The organism is Rhodothermales bacterium (genome assembly GCA_034439735.1).
In the GTDB taxonomy this organism is placed as follows: domain Bacteria; phylum Bacteroidota; class Rhodothermia; order Rhodothermales; family JAHQVL01; genus JAWKNW01.
Genome location: JAWXAX010000261.1, coordinates 19983 through 40689 on the forward strand (window position 1 = coordinate 19983; position 20707 = coordinate 40689).

The window sequence follows — 20707 nt, forward strand, 5'->3', positions numbered from 1 at the left end:
CTTACCTCTGCTTACATCAACCAGCCGGCCTCCATCGAATCACACCGAATCAACCTCCACTCGTCGGGATGGCCGCGCTCAAACGCCGCGACACAATGCGGATGGACGTGATACGTCCGTTCTTCAGGAAGTGCGGAGGCGGCCCGCAGTAGAACGACCTCGCGCTCATCGATCAACTGTTCGCAGACATCGCATTCGAACTCGGGTGACTTGCTGACACAAAATCGGTAGTGGATCATCGCAGCGACCTCTTCTCCGGCTCGTTCGACCTGCCGGCCCTGTGGGGGGCTTTCCCGGTGAGTACAACGCCGGCTCGTTCAACATATGCGCTTCCGATCTCCGATGATGTAGGAATAGACGCCTACTTTTTGTCAGGTATTGTAGGCGCGGCTGTAGGGCTACAAAAGACCGCTCAGTGCCACAGCGCCGGCCGGGTCCTCCACCCGCACGCGGTCCCCGCTCGTGAGGCTCGGCACCGTGTCGCCATCACGCGAATCCATGTTGAGATTGCCCGACCCAGCGTCGATGCGGAGGGATCCCTGATACACCACGGCCCCTGCTCGCACCACCACGATAGTCGCCGTACCGTCGTCCTCCATATCCTCGACCTCCACCGTGAACGTCACGCGGTCCGAGCGGCGTTCAAACTTCGCCTCGCCCGAAGCGTCCGACCCATCGCTGGCACGTAGCGGAGCCTCGAGGGACACAGGGGCCTGGCCGGCGTCATCTCCCCCATCGTCGTCGCCACCCGTATTCTCGCCGTTGTCGCCGCCACCCGTATTCTCGCCGTTGTCGCCGCCACCCGTAGTGCCGCCGTTGTCGTCGCCGCCCGTAGTGTCGCCGTTGTCGTCGCCACCCGTAGTGCCGCCGTTGTCGTCGCCGCCCGTATCGCCGCCGTTGTCGTCGCCGCCCGTATCGCCGCCACCGCTCCCGTCGCCGAGCTGGTCCTGGGTGATGCCGGTATCCTCGGTGGGATCAGGCGCCAGGATCGACGTATGGCAGCCCGTCAGGTAAAACAGGCCCACGATGCAGAACAGGGAGTAGAGGAGCGTAATCGGCTGGCGCGGCATGGGAATGTGGGTGTAGAGGGTGTATGCTCTGCTCCCAGCCAGCGCCATGCCAGGCGGATGAGCCGCGCGGATTGAAGGGGGATTTCCTTATCCGGCCGCACCCGCCAAATGGTTTAATTTCAAACCCTTACAGGCAGCTGCAATCTCACTATGCCGCCGGAGCCCTGGGCCTGCCTGGCCGGAGGGCTGTGCAAAGGCAGTACACCTGACCGCGGGTGGACACGCCGGAAAGGCCCTACAGCAGCGCCGGCACTTGAACCGTCAACTCGGTGAAGCGTCCATATATACGTTGGCTCCGTGTCGGTGCATGCCGGTGGAGCCGGCGGTATCGCCCTACAAACAACCCTGTGAGGTGCATCATGCCTGCCAATAAACTCAAAGCCTTTCTGGACGAGCACCGCGTCAAGTATCTTGCGATCCGGCACTCTCCAGCGTATTCGGCTCAGGATATCGCGGCCACCGTCCATATTCCGGGCAAAGAAGTGGCGAAAACCGTCATTTTTAAACGGAATGGCGAGCTGGCGATGGCCGTGTTGCCGGCGTCGTACAAGATCGACTTCATGCTGCTCGGCGGGGCAGTCGGCACGGAAGACGTGCAACTGGCCAGCGAGGACGAATTCGAGGATCTATTCCCGGGTTGCGAGCCCGGCGCCATGCCGCCGTTCGGGAATCTGTATGGGATGGATGTGTTCGTGGCCGCCTCGCTCACCGAGGACGAACGGATCGCGTTCAACGCCGGCACCTTCACCGAGCTGATCCAGATGTCTTATTCGGACTATGCGCGGCTCGTCAACCCGATCGTGCTGCATTTTTCGTACGAATCCGCATAACCGGGGTACTGAACCCGTACACGGAAAGACCTCCGGGATGGCCCATATCCCGGAGGTCTTTATATGGCCTTTCGGCCGGCTTTGTCTCTTGAAGCCGTCTATTTGAGCAGCATCAGGCTATGCGTCTGCACGGCCGTCGGGGTCTCCATGTGGTAGAGGTACATCCCGCTCGGGAGGTCGCCGGCGTCGAACGACACCTCGTGCGGGCCGGACGCAGGTATAGCGTCAGGACCCTGCCGGGCGATGGATGCGTTAGTGCCATCCGCCGTCCGAGCGCCACAATAAGCGGCATGACCCCGACGACTGCAAGATAGGATCAGGCGAGGCCGGCGATTGTAGGGCAGGGCCTATGCCTGGTGGAGGAGATGTATTGTAACCGAGCTATATAATCGCGTTCATCTGCCCGCGAATCTTCGTGTGGGCTTCGCCGGTGACGTCGTGGATGATATTGACCAACTTGTTCAGATCCCGCCGACCCTTGTCCAACTCGGCGTCCGTCAGTACATCCCCCCATATGGCCCGGATTTGTGTCTTGATGCGGTTCCAGCTTTCATCCATGCGCGGCGTGGCCATATCCATTCCCTCGAGTTGTTACGATGCGACCTGCGAATCGACCTCCCGGACTCTGTCGAACGCCAATCGGTGAGCCTCTATATATAGAAATCGGCCTCTCCGGGTTCCTCCATCGGCATGCCTCGCTATTTATTTGCCAAAGCTCCACACCCATGGCCCTCACCCCACCCGCAGCAGATCCGCCCACTGGGTGGTATAGCAGGGCGACTTTTCGGTGGAGCGGGACAGCCACTCTTTTTCGGTGCCGGTGGAGCCAAGGAAAACGACATCCCGGCCATATTTCTCGTTGATGCGATCCAGCGCCTGCATCAGGGCGGACTCCGCCTGCCGGCGATCACCCTCGAAGGCATCAAGTTGCAAAAATCGGTTATTCGAGAGCCCGGTGAGCACCACGCCGGCGCGCCGATAGGCGAAGCCGGGCCGCCAGATCCGGTCCAGCGCCTTGCCGGCGTACCGGATCAACAGCGGGGTGTACGCGGTCGACTCCGGCAACATCACGGCGTGGGAGTTGCTGTAGTGCGGCCCCTGGCCGAAGCTTTTGGTGGTGATATAGACGTGGAGCGTCGTGGCCTGCTGGCGCGCGCCGCGGAGGCGCTTGGCGGCGATGGCCGTATAGGTGGACACCGCCTCGCGGACTTTCTCGAGCGTCTCGAGCGGGACGCCGAATGAGCGCGAGCAGATCGTCTGCTGGCGGTCCGGCATCTCCTGTACCAGCTCCATACACGCCAGGCCCCGCAGCTCGTGCACGACCCGTAAGCCCACGACATTGAGCTTCTGCCGGATCAGCGCGTCGCGGGCGTACTTGAGGTCTTTCGCGGTGTGGATCCCCAGCGCGTTCAGCTTCGCCGCCCACTGCCCCCCGATCCCCCACACCTTCCGTACCTCCATGCCCTCCAGGAACGGATCGGCGCCGGCGCCCTCGGGCAGCCTCAGGCAGCCCTCGAAGCGAGGATCCAGCTTGACCATGCTGTTCGCCGCCTTGGCCAGCGTCTTTGTACCCGCAATCCCCACCGACACCGGAATCCGGGTATAGCGGTACACCTCCTGCTTGATGTGGGCGGGATCGACCCGGTCCGGCAGCATCAGAAAACTCTCGTCGATCGAGTATTTCTCGACATCCGGCGAGAACTGCCCCAGCGTCGTGTAAATCCGGTCCGATATGTCGCTGAACAGGGAGAAGTTGGAGGATTTGACGACCACGCCATGCCGGCGGATCGTTTCCTGGTGCTTAAACGCCGGCGCCCCCATCGGCAGCCCCAACGCCTTGGCCTCGTTCGACCGCGCGATCATGCAGCCGTCGTTGTTCGACAACACCACCACCGGTCGCCCCCGCAGCCGCGGCTCGTACACGCGCACGCAGCTGACGAAGAAGTTGTTGCAATCGACGAGAGCGAAAGGGATGGCGGGGCGCAAAGGGAAAGGAAAAAGGGAAAAGGAAAAAAACTATCACACCCGGAACGCTGAACCCGGAGCACGAATCACCAAGCTCGCGCCACCCCGGGAAATATATGTGTGAAGCATGTGTAATTTTTATGGCGAAACTATGACGCGGCGTTTCGGCGGCGTACGTTTCGGGTCACCCTGAGGTCATGTTCTGACGTACGGATCCCCCCGGCCGATAGATATGACACCCTACCTATGCGTTTTCAAACCCAGGCGCAGGACTACACCGATGAGCCGCTCAACCTGCACACCTTTCTTGTCAAGCGGCCAGCCGCCACGCAGTTTATCCGCGCCTCCAGCGATGCGATGGAGGGGGCCGGCATCCTCGCTGGCGCGCTGCTGGTGGTGGACCACTCCCTCAAACCTCGCACCGGCGACATCGTGGTCGCCACCGTACGAGGTGAGTTCATGCTCCGTACGCTCCGGAGCGAAAACGGCCTGGCCTCCCTGGTCGCCTCCCATTCCGACTACCCGGATGTAGCCCTGGGCGAGGACGACGAGATCTGGGGCGTGGTGGTCGCGGCCATCAATCGCTACCGGACGCGATGAGCCACATGATACCACCCGCATGGCAGCGGGCGTTGGGGCACGATGTATCGTGTCCTTACCAACGGCCGATACCCGGAGAAACCGCTTTCACGGGAGGATATCGTCATGAACATCAAACAGTTCGCCGTACTGGTCGCCGGCCTCACGCTCGCGCTCCTGATCATCCGCTACGAACCGATCCGCGGCGGCAACCCCTTCTACAACCCGGCGCAAAACAACATCGCGCAGTACCTGGGTAAAGCGGACTACAGGCCGCCGGCGGTTTCCCACGAGCTCAACTGGACGGCTGCGAGCATCGTGCTCATCGGGATGGTGGTGGCCATGCTGATCCTACGCACGCCCGCCACGCCGGCGCGCCACCACTCGACGGCGCCCGTCGGGCCGGGATAAGTCAGGCGGCGAGTTCGACGGTCGACAGGTAGCGGTAGCTGTTTTCCAGCGTCTCCTTCGGCGTTGCGGTGATGTCGTATTCAAGGTAAAAATGCTGAACGCCGGCCTTTTTAGCGGCGGACAGGATGCGGGGGAAGTCGAGCACGCCGGAGCCGGCGTCGGCGATGTACGGAAACAGCTCGATCCACTGCGGGGCGCTGCCGCCGTCGCCGGCGAAGCGGACCTGCTCTTTCATGTCCTTGAGGTGCATCAGCCGGTAATGTGCGGGATAGGCCTCCAGGTAGGCCACGGGGTCCACGCCGGCGGCCACTGTCCAGAAGATATCCATCTCGAGGGCGACGAGGTCCGGGTCGACCCGATCCAGCAGCACGTTCATCGGGATCTGACCCTCCATCTCGGCGAAGCCGTAGCCGTGGTTGTGATACAGCAGCTTGACGCCGGCTTCCTGCATGCGCGCGCCGATCGTATTAAACTCGTCGGCCATCCGCTTGTACGCGTCCAGGTTGGGGCGGTCGGGATCCGGGATGTTCGAGATGCCGGCGTACCGCTGGCCGATGACATTCGCGGCTTCGAGCATCGGGCCGAGGCTCTGACGGAGTGAAGGAAGATCGATGTGCATCGACGGCGAGGTCAGCCCGTGTTGATCGAGCAACGTCCGCACTTCCTGCGGCGTATGCCCAAAATACCCGGTTTTCGGGATGCCCAGCTGTTCGCCGATCGGATTCCAGTAGGCGTGCGCCTCGGGGACGCTGTAGGTGTAGGGCCCAAAAAATTCCAGCTCCTTGTACCCGATCCCGGCCAGCATGGCGAGCGTGCCGGCGAAGTCCTCGTTCAGCAACCGCGGGATGGTGAACAGCCCGAGCCCCACCCGATCCAGATGGGTCGTCGCGGGTGCGGCGGGGGGTACAGGGGGGGTTTCGGACTGGCACGCGGCGGCGACAGCCGCGGCGGCGCTCACGCTTAGAAACTGGCGACGGGTGTACATGGCGGTGCGTTCGATCGGGAAGATGATGAAGCCGAAATATAGAGGCGGCTTACCGAACGATCAACCGGACGCCCAGCCCCATGCACCGGCCGTGGATGGGGCCGTAGACATACGCCGTATCGAACCGGTCGCCAAACGGGTTTTGGGGGTCGATCAGCGGCGCGACTTGTGTATAATCCAATAGATTCTCAATGGCCGCATACACCTGCACCAGTCCGCCGGCCGGCAAGTCCAGATCCCGGGTCACTTGCAGGTTATGGACGCTGAATGTCGGCGAAAAAGCTGGCCGCTCGAACGGCGGGGCGTATTCGGGCAGCTTCATGGGTCCGGTCAGGTTCACCGTGTAATCGACGGCAAAGCCCAGCGGCAGCCGGTACGTGGCGTTGAGCACACCCTGAAAGTCAGGCGCGAATTCCAGCGGCGTTTTTTCGCCGGCCTCGGCCACAAACACATCCATCACCGTCCCGCCGACAGTGTAGGTCAGCGGAATGGCCGTCAGGCTCTGGGAGAGGGTGAGCGAAACGCCCCGCGTGGTCGCCGAGCCGTCGAGGTTCTCGTACACGATCAGCCCGGGGGTTGTGTAATCGGGCTCGATCTTGTTCGTGAAATACGTATAGAAACCTTCGAGGTCGATGGTGAGGGGGTTAGCGCCAAAAGGCGCGATGTGCTGCAGGCTGGCCACGCCGCTGACGGAGCGCTCCGGCCGCAGGTCTTCCAGGAGGACGGTGGCCCGCGCGCCCGAATACGCCGCGTGGTCCTCCGTGAAGAGGTTGACGACCCGGAAGCCAGTGCCGGCGTTGAGCCGGAGCGTGGTCCGCTCCAATGGCTCGAGCTTGAGGCTCAGGCGCGGAGAGGCGACGAAGCCGGCGTCCTTCTGGTAGTCCACCCGGAGCCCGCTCAACATGCGAACGGCGTCGCTCCACGCCGCCTCCTGCTGCACGAACAGACCGGGCACCACCCGGTCGTCCGGGCGATTTTCGACCAGCGCCCCGGCGTCGTCAAAGCGCCCCGTGGAGCCGGTGTTGTCGTCGTACCGCTGCACGCGCATGGCGGCACCGAGCAGCCAGGCATGTCGCTGGCCGCGCCGAATCGGGTAGAGGAGTTGCGTAAAACCGGTGGTCTGCCGCGCCTGGTAGCTGTCGCGGCCGTAATAACTGTCCTGATCGTGGTCGTTAAAGGCGAAATCCACCCGAATCCCCTGCGCCGGCTGGAGGTGATACGATCCGATCAGCTCGGCGCGTTGCGTCCGAATCGTCTCGCCATACAGCGTCGAGGAGCCGCGGAGCGCATCGGAAAACGCGTCGATGAAGCCGGCGGTACCGCCCATTCGGTCCTCGAAATAATACCGGGCCGACAGATCCAGACGCTTGAGGCCGTCCGCGCCGGCGAGGGCGCCCTTGCCAAACAGCGACACCCGTTTGGTGAGCGTCAGATCGGCGAAGTCGTCCCCGTTTTCGTCCAGGTAGCGGTTGTTGTAGAAGAGGGTACCCGAAAGCAAGGTCGACAGCCGGCCGCGTGAGGGCACGATCCCGATATCGGCCGCGTATTCGCCGTCGCTCGTGCCGAAGGTGTTGACCGACAGCCGGGGCGAGGACAGGGGGCTTTTGGTGATGATGTTGATCACGCCGCCCATCGCTTCGGACCCGTACAGCGTCGAAATCGGTCCTTTGATGATCTCCACCTGTTTGATGAGCGACGGACTGATGCCGTTTAGCCCGTAGACGGTCGCGAGGCTGCTCATGATCGGCATCCCGTCGATCAACACGGCCGTATAGGGACCGTCCATCCCATTGATGCGGATAGAGTTAGTCCCGCACACGGCGCAATCGACCTGCTGGTACAGCCCGTTCACATTCTCCAGCACCTCCATGATGTTGGCTGTAGGGATCTTCTCCAGATACCTCGGCGAGATCACCTCGACCTTGACGGGCGAGTCCTTCACGTAGGTCTCTACCAGCGTGCCGGTCACGACGATGGCGCCGGCCTCGATCGTCGCCTCCTCCATCTCGATCTCCACCGCTGTCGTACGCCCCGTGGCCACCGAGATGTCGCGCTCGATGGTCTCGAAGCCGACAGCCGAGGCGACCAGGCGGTAAACGCCTTCCTGCAGCGGCGCCAGACGAAACCGGCCCTCCAGATCGGCGGCGGTCCCCATTGTGGTGCCCCGCACGCCGATGTTCGCAAACGGGACGGGCTTCCCGCCGGCCAGCACGCGTCCTTCGATGGCCGGCTGCGCCACGACAACCGATGCCTCGATCATCAGGGCCAGCCCCAGAAGCAGTCCTCTCCCTACCCCGTGCCTAAGTGTATACATCGTCGTGTCCCCCAGTAATCCAGAAACCAGTAATCCAGCAGAAATGGCCCCTCAGGGCCGTCCGCCGGCCTGCTCGACGTAGGCCTCGAACCTCGCGTGTCGATAGGCCCCGGTCGCTACATACGCCAGCAAAAGCGCAAAACCCCGCGTGTCCGTATAGCCCGAGGTACGCGTGATGACGCCTCCGCCCGGCTCCAGGAAGATGAATGTCGGCGTGGCGTTGGCGCCCAGCCGGTGCGCCCACTCGGCCGGCGACAGCGCGACGTCGTCAATGACCAGACGGCTTTCGCTGTCGTCCAGGTCCAACCGGGCCCGTGCGAAGCGATCCAGTAACGGGGCCACGTGCGGGAATACCTCGCGCTCCATCTTGAGGCACGGCCCACATCCCGGAGCGTGCACGTATACCAGCACCGGCATCGTCGCGCCGGCCGCCGCGCGCGACGCCTCGTCCAGACGTGCCCAGGATGGCTGCGCCCACGCGTCGCTACTACGTGCAACGAGGAGTATGAGCAGAGCCACCAGGACGAAGCGATTCATATCGGACTAAGTATTTTTTTAGTCAAGACTAAATCTGCAATGCGCCGGAATCCTGGTAGTTCCCGGAGGAGGCGGATTGGGCGGAATTGAGAAAAGTCAGGTAAAGTTGAATCGGTCAAAAAAGCATTGCCATCTCGCCCGGAGACGCCGGCATGCCGGCGCTGTCGCCTTCGGTCGGAATGACAGGGGGTTTATTCAAAAACACCACTCGGCGCCATCCCGACACCCCTCCTACCCTTGTTACTCGCTACGCAATCATCGCCGTGGCCTCTGGCGCCACGACGTGATCGATGGCGGTCACCGGGCAGATGGCTTCGCACCGCATACACGCGATGTCGCACGGTTCATCGACCGCGATGGTGTCGAACGGCGTGATGAATCCCGGGGGATGGGGGCAGACGGCGACACAGGCGCCGCAGCGGATGCAGCTGTTCCAGTTGACCTGGAAGACGACAGGCTCGGCCATGGCTACACCTTCTTGAATGCGGAGTCGGGATGGAAGTAGCTGGCGAGGGCGTCGTACAACTGGCGGTCCTGCACGGCGGGGTCCTTATCCCGAAAGATAGCCCGTTTGATAGCGTAGATCCGCCACAACGCGTCCCCCATTTCACCCAGCCACCGTTCGTGGTAGCCGGCGAGGGCGTCCGCGTCGGTGGGCCGGCCGGCGCCGAGGTGTTCCGCCAGAAACGAGCCGGCGATGACGCCGCCGCGGAGCGCCGTGTGGATGCCGCCGCCCGTGATCGGATTGACGTGCCGCGCCGCGTCGCCGACGAGCAGCAGGTTGTCGGCATACGGCTGTTTGAGCGGGGCCGCGAGCGGCACGCCGCCGCCCTGGATTTCGAGGATGCGGGCGTTACGAAACCGCTCCGCCATAAACGACGCGCGCATGAATCGCTGGAGATGTGTTTTTGCGTCGCGGTCGGTAGCGGACCGGATGACGCCGAGGCCGATTTCCGCGTACCCGCCTCCTTTCGGAAACACCCACGCGTAGCCGCCCGGGGCGCATCCGTGGCCGGTTACGATTTCGAGCAGGCCGTCCGTCGCCACCCCATCCACCACATACTGGAGACAGGAGGCGAGTTCGCTGAGGCGGATGTCCGTGCGCAGGCCGGCCCACTTTCCGATCTGGGACATTAGGCCATCCGCCGCGACGACGACGCGGGCGTGGACAGTGACGGGTTCGCCGAAGCGCCGCAGGTCGAGCGCGACGCGCCCCTCGCCGGCGGGGCGAAAGCCGGCGGCTTCCGTCTTGAGCCACACCGTGACGCCGGCGCGTTCGGCGAGCGTCATGCCATAACGGTCGAATCGCCGTCGATCCACGACATACCCGAGCGGTCGGTGCCCGTAGTCATCTGGCTTGAGATGGCGGTAGTCGAGCCGCGTCTGCCGGCCGTCGGAATCGTACACGGCGAAGCCGTAGATCGGGCAGACGACGAATTCGTCCTCGGGTGCGATGTCCGCATCCGCCAGGGCATGTGCGCTGACGGCGCCCGAGCACTGGATGGGGGCGCCGAGTTCCTGGCGCTTGTCGACCAGCAGGACGCGCAGTCCGCCCACCGCAGCGTAACGCGCCGTCGAGGCGCCGGCCGGCCCCGACCCGATCACCACCACGTCGAAGTCGAAAGGCGTTTCGCGTTGCACGTTGACTCGTTTAACGAATGGTATACATCACTCCCCACCCTTCGACTCCCTCGGCTTCGCCGATGTCGCCCAGGGCAAGTACTCCCCACACCCCTCCTCATACCTACGCGGGATCGATTCACAATGTCCATCCTTCCCGGTAGGGCGCCTCGATCATCGCATTAGCCATCTCGTCGTTGGTGAAGCGGGCCTGTCGCGAATCCCATTGGAGGGACCGCCCGGTCTGGAGCGCGATATTCCCCAGGAGGACGATCTCCGTCAGCGGCGCGCCCCATTCGAAGCGACACGGCGCCGGCTCACCGCCCTTGCAAGCCGCGACCCATTCGTTGTAGTGGCCGATCGAGGGCGCGAGCGTCTGGGGAGGCGGCTGGTAGTGGGCCATCTCGGAATCAGGAAGCAGGCGAGGGTTCTGCCCGGTGAAGCCGCACAGGATCTTCCCTTTTTCGCCTTCGAACAGGATGCCGTCGCCGGCGAGTTCTTGCATCGGAGAGAGTTCGTGCGGGCGTGCCGGTTTCAGCCCGCCGTCGTACCAGGTGAGGCGGACGGGCGGTTTTTCGCCCCGGACCGGGAAATCGTAGTGGACGGTGGAGGCTGCGGGGAAGGTCTCGCCGAGCATCTTGGTGGAGCTGGCGTGTACGGCGGTGGGGGCGCTGAGTTCGAGGGCCCGGAAGACCGGGTCGAAGCTATGGCATCCCATGTCGCCGAGCGCGCCGGTGCCAAAGTCGAGCCATCCCCGGAAGCGGAAGGGGTGGTAGGCTTCGTGGTAGGGACGGTAGGACGCCGGCCCGAGCCACAGGTCCCAGTCGAGCCCTGGCGGCACGGCCATCGTCTCCGCCGGGCGGGTGATGCCCTGGGGCCAGATGGGTCGGTCCGACCAGATATGGACAGCATGGATGCCACCGATGGCGCCGGCGCCGATCATCTCGCGCAGCCGGCGAGGGCCTTCTTCGGCCTGGCCCTGGGTGCTCATCTGCGTAGCCACGCCGGCGGTCCGGGTGGCCTCGAGCAGACGTCGGCTTTCGTGGATGGTCCGGGTGAGTGGTTTGGCGCAGTAGACGTGTTTGCCGCGCTGCAACGCAGCGAGTGCGATGACGGCGTGTGTGTGGTCCGGCGTACCGATCACCACGGCGTCGATGCCCGTCTCCTGGTCGAACATCCGTCGAAAATCCGTATACGTTTTTGCGGCCGGGTACGTCGCGTAGACGGGGGCGGCGAACGTGGGGTCCACATCACACAGGACGGCGATGTTCTCGGTCGCGACGTTTTCCAGGTAGACGCGGCCCATCCCGCCGACGCCGACGCCGGCGATCACAAGGAGGTCGCTAGGGGCGACGAACCCAGGGCCACCGAGGACGTGCCGGGGCAAGATGGAGACCGTGGCGGCTGTGGCGGCGACCGTTTGAAGGAAATGACGGCGATTGAGCGAACGAGGCGTTTTCATGGCGGCGATCCGGTGAGAGGGTTGGGACGCCTAAGTATGAGATACCGCCGGCGAAAAAGCAACGGCATAAAAAAACCCGAAGGGTCTTTGAGACCCTTCGGGTTTGTTAACGCATGGACGGTAGTGCTCAGGACAACGTGCCGCGGCAGAACGCCACGCACTTGGCCATTTCTGTGAGCACATCGCTATCGGCCGGCACGTCGTATTCCAGTTCGATCATCGCGGTGATCGGGTACTGCTCGTCGCGCAGCAGGCGGAGCACTTCGCCGATCGGCGTATCTCCCTGGCCCCACGGCAGGTTCGCGCCGCCGTTGGCCGCCGTCTGGCGGTCCTTTACGTGGAGGTGCGATATGCGATCGTGGTATTTGCGGATGATCGGGATGGGCGAGGTGCCCAGGCCGGCGACATAGTGGCCGATATCCAGGTTCAGCATGCTGTACTTCGAGGTGGAGAGCGGCTTGTCGAACGTAAAGCCCTCCTCGGCCACCTGGGTATGGTTGTGCATGCCGATAAGCATCTGGTGCTTCGTCGCAAAGGGCCCCATGCGGGCGGCGGCGTCATCCGAGATTTCGAACGAGATGCCGCGGGCGCCGACGGCCTTTGCGGCGCGGAAGGCGTAGTCGATCTCGGCATCCGACCAGCGGGGGTCGCCGAGTTTGAGGATGTCGATCTCGATGCCGTTGTCGCGGTACATCTTCCCGAGTTCCTCGAACTTCGCCATGCCGGCCGTTTTACGCCAGGCGGCCGCTTCTTTGTCGTGCGCCTCGCGGGCCTTCTGGAATTCGGCGCGCTCCGCATCCGTCATCCGGGTGCCGACACGCGACCAGCTGGGCGCCTTGGGGCCGCCGGCAAATTCCTCGGCGGGGCCGCCCATCAGTTCCGTCGTGTCCATCCCGGCTTTTTTGAGGTAACCGAGCAGTTCCTCGGCACTACTCGGCAGGGCGCGAAAGCTGTAGGTGATGGCGCCAATCTTGACGCCGGCGGCTTTCTTGAGGATGGCGGGAGCGCTACCGCGCACCGAACCAGGCCAGAGGGAATAGGCCGCCGCGGCGGTCGCCGCGGTGCCAAGGAAATGACGGCGGGAGAGACGTGACGATGCCTCGTCGACGGTGCGTGAACGGTTGCTCATCGTAAATTACCTCGGGTTTCGGGAAAAAGATCGTCCGAGCAATGTACGCCAAATTCACAATTCCGCCAGTGGAAGCGACGCCGGCATTTGTTAATTCTGGGCCCTGAACCGATCCTTCGCCCCGATGCTTACCCATCTCCGCCGCTTTTCCCGGGAACCTGCCTTCATTCGTATCGGCGTTGTGTTCGCCATCCACGCCATCCTCTTTGCGTTCTGGGTGACGCGTATCCCGGAGATCAAAGCCGCCCTGAATCTGAGCGAGGGAGCGCTCGGCGTTGCCCTGTTTTTTCTGCCTCTGGGTGCGCTGGTGGCGATGCTCAGTGTCTCCTGGCTGACCCATCGTTTTGGCGTGGGGGCCGTGACGATCTGGACGACGACCGCCATGATCATCAGCATGATCCTCCCTTTCCTGGCGCCGAACGCTGTGACGCTGGGCGCGTACCTGTTTGTGGTGGGCGTGACCGGAGGGGCGATGGATATCTCGATGAACGCGCTGGTGGCCACGCTGGAGCGAAGCCACCAGACGGTCATCATGTCCACCTGCCATGGTTTTTTCAGCCTGGGGGGCATGATTGGCGCCCTCCTTGGCAGCGCGCTAATTGCGGCGGAGGTGGCGGCCCTGCCCCAGATGGCCGCCGGCATCGCCCTCATGTTATTCGTAACCCACCGCTGGCTGCGCCCCATGCTGAGCCCGATTCGGGAAACAGCCGGCGAAGGCGGCGCAGCCTTCGCCCTGCCCGGCAGGGCCCTGCTCGCGCTTTCGGTCATCGCGTTCTGCTCGATGCAGGGCGAGGGCATCATCGCGGACTGGAGCGCGGTCTTCCTGGAAGACCTGCCGGATTCCAGGCCGTTCATGTGGGGCCTCGGCTACGCCGGCTTCTCCCTCACGATGACGCTGGGGCGATTCTCCGGGGATCAGTTGATCCAGCAGCGGGGCGCGCGCGCCGTGCTGCTCGGCGCCTTCGGCATCGTCACGGCCGGGCTGGCGCTGACCATCAGCGGCAATGCCTGGATGGGCATCGCCGGCTTTACCGTCGCTGGCCTGGGATATGCGCTGCTGGTGCCGATCGTGTTCAGCGAAGCCGCCAAAAAGCCCGGCGTGCGGCCTTCGCAGGGCATCGCCGGCGTCGCCACGGTGGGGTACACGGGGTTTTTGTTGGGGCCGGTCGTGATGGGCGGCATCGCCCACGTCGCCTCGCTCACGGTGGGGTTCGGGTATCTCATCGGGCTGTCGGCGCTCGGGTGGTTGGTAGCGGCGAGGGCGGTGAAGCGGCCCTGAAAGGCCACAACCGCCCGGCCACCCATCCATCAATCCCGAAACATCTCCAGCGCCGCGAAGCCCATACCGAGGGCGCCCGCGGAGTCGCCGGCGGTGGCCCACTCGAAGCGGGTGGTCACGGTCTCGTCGATTGGGCTCGTCACGTAGATCGGCCAGGCGCGCTCTTTAAATCCTTCCATCACCCAACCCATGTACCGGTCCCGGAAGGACGCCTCGGCGAGACCGCCGCCGACGACCACAAGCCCCGGATCAAACACGCGCACCAGATCCGCAATGGCATACCCGAAGATAAAGCCCTGCTGTTTAAAGAGTTGGATGGCGAGGGCGTCGTCCTTATCCGCATAATTCCGCAGCTTGAAAGCCTTATCCTCGATCGACATCGCGGGATCGTTCAGCGGGTGGCCGGCCCACTGCGGCTTGGCCAGTTCGAGCCGCAGCCGCCGGCGCAGCGCCACCAGCGACACCCAGGCCTCGACACATCCCGTCCAGCCGCACGAGCACGGCGGTAGCGCGCCGTCGTCCTCAAGGAACGGCGCGGAGATGTGGCCAACTTCCAGGGCGAGGCCGTTCGCGCCTTCGTAGATCTTCCCACCCGACGTGACGAGCCCGCCGGCGAGCCCGGTGCCGGGGGCGACATAGAGCAGGCTGCCGAGGTGTTTCCGCCGGACCATGTACTCGCCGAGGGCGGCCGCATTGCCGTCGTTCGTGACGTACACGGGCATGCCGGCGCGCTCGGAGAAGATGTTCTGGATGTTCTTCCCGACCCAGTCCTGCGCCAGGTTGGCGCGCGCCCAGATAACGCCGCCGCTGTTGGCGGCCGGCACGTCGATGCCGGCGGCGCGGATCGTGTCTCGCGTCGTGCCGGCGCTGGCGGCCAGGCGGAGGAGTGCCTCGTTAAGCTGTACGATCGTCGCCTCATACCCCACGGCCACCCGACTCGGCACCTCCACGAAGTCACTGGCCTGCTCCCCGTTGAGGTTGACGAGCACCGACTTGATGGTGGTGCCCCCGATGTCCAATCCGGCATAAAAACGATCTGTAGATGTCCCCATGATGTCCGATAGACTGTTTGCGCGAGCCAGGATGTCGCCGGCTCTGTTGACGCCCGAAACTACTGCGATTCGGGCAATTCCCAAAAGAACGACATGAAGTTTAATCGCCGGGGATTATCGGTAGGGCAGCGCCATGGTAAACGTGGCTCCTTCTCCTTCTCTGCTTTCCACGGTCAGCGCGCCGTTGTGGCCACGGGTTACGATTTCGAAGCTCAGCGACAGACCGAGGCCCGTGCCGGCGCCCGCCGGCCGCGTCGTAAAAAAGGGGCCAAAGATCTTCTGGTGGAGCGCTGCCGGAATGCCGACCCCGTTATCCTCAATGTGGATATCCACCCGCTCTTCCCGATAGATCGTCCGAACGCGCACGAGCGGGCGGTAGTCCGCCATCGCGGTCGCGCGCCGATCGCGCACGGCATAAAAGGCGTTGCTCAGCAGGTTGACCAGTGCGCGGGATAACTCGAGCGGCGTGATCTCGAGGTCCTGCACCCCCTCATCGTAGTCGCGTTCGAGCGTCAGATCAAACTCGGGAAATTCGGCCATCAGGCTGTGGTGGGCGTGGGTCACATACTCATCGACAAACCGGTTTACGGCCACCACCCGCCGCTCGGCGCTCGTGGCCTGGGTGTGCTCGATCATGCTCCGCACGATCTGGTCGACACGGTCCCCGTGTTGCTTTATCTTGCGCGCGTTGAGCTGGATATTTTCGGCCATGTCGCTCAGTTCTGTGCGCGCCTCGGCCACCGACTGGCCACCGTTTTTCTGGAGGTAGTCCCGCAGTTCGTCGGCGTATTCGGCGGACAGGCCGGCGAAGTTCATCACGAAGTTGAGGGGGTTTTTGATCTCGTGCGCAATGCCGGCCGTCAGCTTGCCGAGGGACGCCATCTTTTCGGCCTGGACGAGCTGGGCCTGGGTGGCTTTGAGGTGATGATACGCCTCTTCCAGCGCGCGGGCCTTTTCGAGTTCGAGTTGATGGCGCTCGACATCGGCCTGAAGGACACGCGCCTGCAACTCGGCCGCCTCCGCCCGTAACCGTTCTTTCTCGATCTCCAGCCGTTCGCGCTCCTGCCGGATGAGCCGTTTGCGCTGAAATCGGCCCAGCGCCACCACACCCACGACCAACACGACAGCGTAGCCGATAAGCGCCCACCACCGTAGCCACCACGCCGGCCGCACGGTAAACGCATACCGCATGGGCTCGGTCGTCCACGCGCCCTTCCCATCGCCGGCCAGCACCTCGAAGGTATACTGGCGGGACCGCCCGTAGGCCGGCAGGTTGGTGTACCGGATCTTGGTGTCGGATTTTTCGGCGGACCACTCGGCGTCGTATCCGGCGAGGCGGGTCTTGAAGATCACCCGCGTCTCGTCGTAAAACCCCAGGCCGGCGTATTCGATGTTGATGTCGTTGTTGCCCTGCTCGTCCTCTACGTACGACACCTGGTTGATCGCCAGAAGCGGCGCCACCACATCGCGGCGATCCGCCTCCGGGCGGTAGATGGTCAGGCCGTTCGGCGAACCGTAGTACACCACGCCCCCTTCCCCTACGCGCACGGAGCCCCGCGTCCAGGCTTCGTTGTCGAGCAGGCCGTCGTGGTTCGTCACCAGCCGGCGAACGACGCGGGCCGCCGGGTCGATCTCGGCGAGGCCGCCGTTCGATCCCACCCAGATGGACGACGATGCCGGCGCATACGCCATGCTGATCGCATTGTCCGCCCCCAGGCCGTCGCGCGTGGTCAGTTGCGTCGTCGCTCGCAACGGCGTCCCTTCCAGCGCCAGCACGCCCTGGGGCGTTCCCACCCACAATACGCCCGCGAGCCACACCATCGACTCGATTTTGCGCAAGGGGATGACCAGCCCCTCGGGCGATGCGGGCTCGAAAATCGGCGCCTGGATCTCGTATCCAAACACCCCCTGCCGGCCTCCTAAATGGAACGGGACCGCCGTTTTCGCCATCGCTTCCAGTCCGTCGCGCGTGAGCGGCGAGACACTCCGGTAGAGCCCTTCATCCAGGGTTCCCACCCAGACGTAGCCGGCGTCGTCTACTTCAACCACATGGTATCCGGTGGATGGCAGCCCGGAGGCGGACCGGAATACGAACCACGCGTTGTCGATCAAACCGTACACGCTGCGATAGCCGGGCAGCCACACGCCCTCCACGGCGCTCGTGTCGCGCTCGCTGACGGGGAGTGGCCGGACCGTGGCGCTGTACATACTGGTGCCCCGGTAACCGGCGACGCGGAGCGGGGCGCCCGCGAAGTTCAGCCGGCGCTCCACCTCCGGGGCCGGCAAGGGGCGGGTGCTGCCGGAGAACGACAGCCCGTTGATCCCGAAGGCCGTCCCCATCCACAGCCGGCCGGCCGCGTCGCGCACCAGGGCGTCCACTTCATTGCCACGCAACCCGTTCTTCTCCCCCAGCGTGATCGACGAAAAATCGCGCCGGACACACGTCGCCCCACCCTCCAGGCTCCCGACCCACAACCAGCAGCCATCAACGGCCTCGTCGCCTTCGATGACGGTGGTGACGGTGCGCGCCGGAAGGATCGGCTCGCGAGACGTGTGCACACGGGAGGTGAGATGAGTGAAGGCCGCGAAGTTGGCGCGGAGTTTCGAAACGCCGCCCGACTGCGCGAACCACAGATTGCCCTCTCGGTCCTCCAGGATGTCGTGTAAGTTGAGACTCAACAGGCCGTGCTCGACGGCTACGGGGGGCAGCGGCGTCAGCGCCGGCAGCCGGAAACGCGCCACACCGACGCCTTCGCTCCCCACCCAGAGGACGCTGTCTCGCGAGGCCTCGATGCTGACCACGTAACCTCCGACGGGTTCTCCGACCGGCGCAAACGCATCGAGGTCGGCCGACCAACGGAGCAATCGACCATCGCTGCTACCGGCCCACAGGTCGCCCCGCTCGTCTTCGTACAACACATTGAGATGGGCGTCTCCGGCGGACGCCATCGGTGCGATCACCCGAAATTCCGTGGCGCGATCGTCGGCGAACACAAGGGTATACCCCTGGCTGAGGCTCACCCACACCGTGCCATCCCTACGCGCCGCAATGGCGTGCACCGTGCGCGGCACATCCTCTCCTTCCAGGGCGGTCGACAGGGTATCCGCCACCACCGCATCGGGGCCGGCCAGGCGGTACCGCACGACGCCGGCGCCGAGTGTCCCCACCCAGATCCCCCCCGACCCATCCACCGCGATCCCATTCTGATTGACGGCCGCAGCGACGAGGGGCGTGGCGCCCAGGGAGTCGGCAAAGTGAAGCGGCAGGCCGGCCGTGTAGGCCGCGAGCGGGCGCTCGGAGACCACTACGCCGGCGTCGGACGACACCCAGAGCCGGCCCATGCCGTCCTCCACCATGTTGCGCACGTCCAGGTCCCGCAGCCCGTCATCCCGGCCGTAGGTGAGGAACGTGCGGCCGTCGTAGCGCACCAGACCGGACGTGAACACGGCCATCCACAGAAAACCTGTCCGGCTCTGGTAGACGCGATAGACCTCGGCCGACGGCAGCGGGTTGTAGTCGCTCTCGGGCGTATAATGGACAAACGGCAGTTCCTGCGCCGCGACGTGGTGTGCGGACACCAGCAGGATCGCGACGATCAGTGCGGCTGGCAGCAGCCGGCCTAGGCGCAGGAAGGGGGAACGACGCATCGCCATGATTTCCGGTTGGAAATGAAACCGTCCGAAATGTACAAACAATCCGGATGACGTCGCGCCGCTCGCCGCCTACTCGTTCGTTTTCCCACCGCCGCCGTTGATCGCGTTGAACACCGTGGCGGCCTCGGTGAGCGTGGCCGGCACCGCCGTGGCGGCGGACGTTCCGACGGTGGAGTCGTTGGTAATGAGCAGCGTCTCGCCCCATGCGATCAGGGCATCCTCGAGCCCTTCGGCTCCCGTCACCCCGAGGCCCCGGACCGTGTTGAGCTGAGTGGCGAGGAGCTCCTCGCGCAGCTCGTACCACTCGCCAGCGTCGGGTTTGTGCTTCAGGTAGTCGAGCGCCACTTCTAGCCGATCCTCCGTGCCGAACTGGTACCACTCCGGCAGGTAAATCGTCTCGATGACATCGAGATACCCGAGCAGCGTCGCGGCGTCGATCTCATCCGGCTCACCTTTGAGGGCGCCTTCGAGCTGCGCCTTCCAGTATTTGACCGTCTCCCCGGTTGTAACCAATTCACCAGAGATGATGTCCTCGACGATGTCGGTGGGCACGGGCGTAAAGCCAAAGACGACCCCCTCCGCATCCGGCCCGAGGGTAACGCCCTGGCTCGGGTCGTCGGTGTTGACGCCGGTGTGGACAAAAAAGGCGAATAGGGTTTCGTTGAAGTCGTCCTCGTTGGTGGAGGACGGGATACGAACCGTGTAGTCGCCAGCCGGAAGTGCCTCGAACCGGTAGGCCCCGGTAGCGTCCGTCGCCGCGGAGAGGGTGTCGCCGGCCGGGAAAGCGAGGAGCACGGTCACGTCAGCCAGGGGCGCCTCGATGTCGTCCTTCACGCCATCCGTATCGGTATCCTCGAATACGAGACCGGAGATGGTATAGCGATCGGCGTCCTTGCACGGCCCGGGCAGCGGGCCGGCCTCGACCGACCGCTGGGATTCCGGCCCGCCCTGGACGGCGACGCGGATCGATCCTTCCACCACATTCCCGGGGAACGTGACGCTGTACGCCGCCGAGGCGTCGATGCCGACGAACGCATGCCACTTGATGCCGAAGATGCCGGTAATCCGATCGATCCCGGTGTTGGCGCCCTTTGGAGGTGAGTAGGATGCCAGTTCCGGCGCGCATTCGGGCAGTTCGATGGAGAAGTGGCTCAGCGCCGGCGCGACGCCCGTGCCCGTCACCCGGTACGAAAATGTCGTTTGATCGCTTGAGGCGTCGTACGAGCGCCCTTCATAGAGGACGACATAGTGGTTCAGCGTTACACTGGATGTGTTTGTCGAAGCCGCGACACTCAGTGCCTCGGGACTCGTCTCTTCGAGCGCCGAGTCGCAGCCGGCGAAGGCAAGCGTAGTTACGGCCAGAAGAAAAATAGACGCGCGGATGAGCGATGGGATCGTCATGATGTCGTCGGGTTAAGCCTGTGGGTCAAACAACATACAACCGGGGGACGACCGAGTCTACGTCCTACAGGATATCACATGCCCGCCGGGCCGGCAAAAGAGAAATGGCGTATCAGGGAAGGGTTTACGGTTCAAGGTTTATGGCTTAGTGGACAGACCTTGCGCATTAAACCCCGAACCTTCAACTCTTTCTCACGTCGGCGAGAGCGTTTCCATGAGCTCGATAGCGCTATCCGTCGTCGGGTGTTCTTCGAGGACGAGGCCCACGTCGGGGCAGAACACGCTCGTGGTCCGCATCCCCTCGAAAGTGGGCGTCGTCTCCCTCGTACGGATACATCCGGAGTAATCGCCGGCGCGGACGGAAACGGCGACATCAATCGCCAGCACCTCGCCGTGACCGGCCGGGGCATCGTCCGCGA

Annotated in this window: 20 protein-coding genes; 4 read left to right on the forward strand and 16 right to left on the reverse strand. The window is 64.0% G+C overall.

Annotated features, from left to right (window positions below):
* Positions 1-11: 11 nt before the first annotated feature.
* The 3 genes from SH809_18370 to SH809_18380 form a co-directional block, all read right to left on the reverse strand.
* Positions 12-239 (reverse strand): hypothetical protein, encoded by a 228-nt coding sequence (locus SH809_18370; GenBank protein ID MDZ4701683.1) that lies wholly within the window; start codon positions 237-239, stop codon positions 12-14.
* A 159-nt stretch (positions 240-398) separates the two neighbouring features.
* Positions 399-1070, reverse strand: a complete 672-nt coding sequence (locus SH809_18375) for a hypothetical protein (protein ID MDZ4701684.1) — start codon at positions 1068-1070, stop codon at positions 399-401.
* A 235-nt stretch (positions 1071-1305) separates the two neighbouring features.
* Entirely contained in the window at positions 1306-1431 is a 126-nt protein-coding gene (locus tag SH809_18380) for a hypothetical protein (protein MDZ4701685.1), read from the reverse strand.
* Between SH809_18380 and SH809_18385 the strand changes: the two genes are divergently transcribed.
* A complete protein-coding gene (locus tag SH809_18385) occupies positions 1430-1900 on the forward strand; it encodes a YbaK/EbsC family protein (GenBank protein ID MDZ4701686.1) in 471 nt (156 codons plus the stop codon). The genes SH809_18380 and SH809_18385 overlap by 2 nt on opposite strands.
* 381 nt (positions 1901-2281) lie before the next feature.
* Here the strand turns inward: SH809_18385 and SH809_18390 are convergent, their stop codons facing one another.
* The gene (locus SH809_18390; GenBank protein MDZ4701687.1) at positions 2282-2473 is read right to left on the reverse strand and encodes a general stress protein CsbD; all 192 of its coding nucleotides are present in this window, start codon (positions 2471-2473) and stop codon (positions 2282-2284) included.
* Between the two features lie 159 nt (positions 2474-2632).
* Positions 2633-3886, reverse strand: a complete 1254-nt coding sequence (locus tag SH809_18395; GenBank protein ID MDZ4701688.1) for a Y-family DNA polymerase — start codon at positions 3884-3886, stop codon at positions 2633-2635.
* Between the two features lie 225 nt (positions 3887-4111).
* Here SH809_18395 and SH809_18400 point away from each other — a divergent pair, with 225 nt between their 5' ends.
* A complete protein-coding gene (locus SH809_18400) occupies positions 4112-4465 on the forward strand; it encodes a S24 family peptidase (GenBank protein ID MDZ4701689.1) in 354 nt (117 codons plus the stop codon).
* A 105-nt stretch (positions 4466-4570) separates the two neighbouring features.
* Positions 4571-4855, forward strand: a complete 285-nt coding sequence (locus tag SH809_18405) for a hypothetical protein (GenBank protein ID MDZ4701690.1) — start codon at positions 4571-4573, stop codon at positions 4853-4855.
* A gap of 1 nt (position 4856) precedes the next feature.
* On the opposite strand, the gene SH809_18410 is transcribed toward SH809_18405, so the two are convergent.
* The 7 genes from SH809_18410 to SH809_18440 form a co-directional block, all read right to left on the reverse strand.
* Positions 4857-5840, reverse strand: coding sequence for a TIM barrel protein (locus SH809_18410; GenBank protein ID MDZ4701691.1), 984 nt, complete (start codon positions 5838-5840; stop codon positions 4857-4859).
* 49 nt (positions 5841-5889) lie between these two features.
* Positions 5890-8154 (reverse strand): TonB-dependent receptor, encoded by a 2265-nt coding sequence (locus SH809_18415; protein ID MDZ4701692.1) that lies wholly within the window; start codon positions 8152-8154, stop codon positions 5890-5892.
* A gap of 51 nt (positions 8155-8205) precedes the next feature.
* Positions 8206-8691, reverse strand: a complete 486-nt coding sequence (locus tag SH809_18420) for a thioredoxin fold domain-containing protein (GenBank protein MDZ4701693.1) — start codon at positions 8689-8691, stop codon at positions 8206-8208.
* 247 nt (positions 8692-8938) lie between these two features.
* Complete coding sequence (locus SH809_18425; GenBank protein ID MDZ4701694.1) at positions 8939-9157, reverse strand: 4Fe-4S binding protein; 219 nt, start codon at positions 9155-9157, stop codon at positions 8939-8941.
* A gap of 2 nt (positions 9158-9159) precedes the next feature.
* Complete coding sequence (locus SH809_18430) at positions 9160-10332, reverse strand: NAD(P)/FAD-dependent oxidoreductase (GenBank protein MDZ4701695.1); 1173 nt, start codon at positions 10330-10332, stop codon at positions 9160-9162.
* 118 nt (positions 10333-10450) lie between these two features.
* Entirely contained in the window at positions 10451-11773 is a 1323-nt protein-coding gene (locus tag SH809_18435) for a Gfo/Idh/MocA family oxidoreductase (GenBank protein ID MDZ4701696.1), read from the reverse strand.
* 127 nt (positions 11774-11900) lie between these two features.
* Complete coding sequence (locus tag SH809_18440) at positions 11901-12902, reverse strand: sugar phosphate isomerase/epimerase (protein ID MDZ4701697.1); 1002 nt, start codon at positions 12900-12902, stop codon at positions 11901-11903.
* A gap of 124 nt (positions 12903-13026) precedes the next feature.
* Between SH809_18440 and SH809_18445 the strand changes: the two genes are divergently transcribed.
* Positions 13027-14181 (forward strand): MFS transporter, encoded by a 1155-nt coding sequence (locus tag SH809_18445; GenBank protein ID MDZ4701698.1) that lies wholly within the window; start codon positions 13027-13029, stop codon positions 14179-14181.
* Positions 14182-14210: 29 nt separating this feature from the next.
* Here SH809_18445 and SH809_18450 read toward each other — a convergent pair whose 3' ends face one another.
* The 4 genes from SH809_18450 to SH809_18465 all read right to left on the reverse strand — a co-directional run.
* Complete coding sequence (locus SH809_18450; protein MDZ4701699.1) at positions 14211-15233, reverse strand: ROK family protein; 1023 nt, start codon at positions 15231-15233, stop codon at positions 14211-14213.
* Between the two features lie 114 nt (positions 15234-15347).
* Complete coding sequence (locus tag SH809_18455; protein ID MDZ4701700.1) at positions 15348-18881, reverse strand: ATP-binding protein; 3534 nt, start codon at positions 18879-18881, stop codon at positions 15348-15350.
* A gap of 75 nt (positions 18882-18956) precedes the next feature.
* Complete coding sequence (locus SH809_18460; protein ID MDZ4701701.1) at positions 18957-20288, reverse strand: SdrD B-like domain-containing protein; 1332 nt, start codon at positions 20286-20288, stop codon at positions 18957-18959.
* A 192-nt stretch (positions 20289-20480) separates the two neighbouring features.
* A partial coding sequence (locus SH809_18465) for a hypothetical protein (GenBank protein ID MDZ4701702.1) occupies positions 20481-20707 on the reverse strand: 227 nt, incomplete at its 5' end.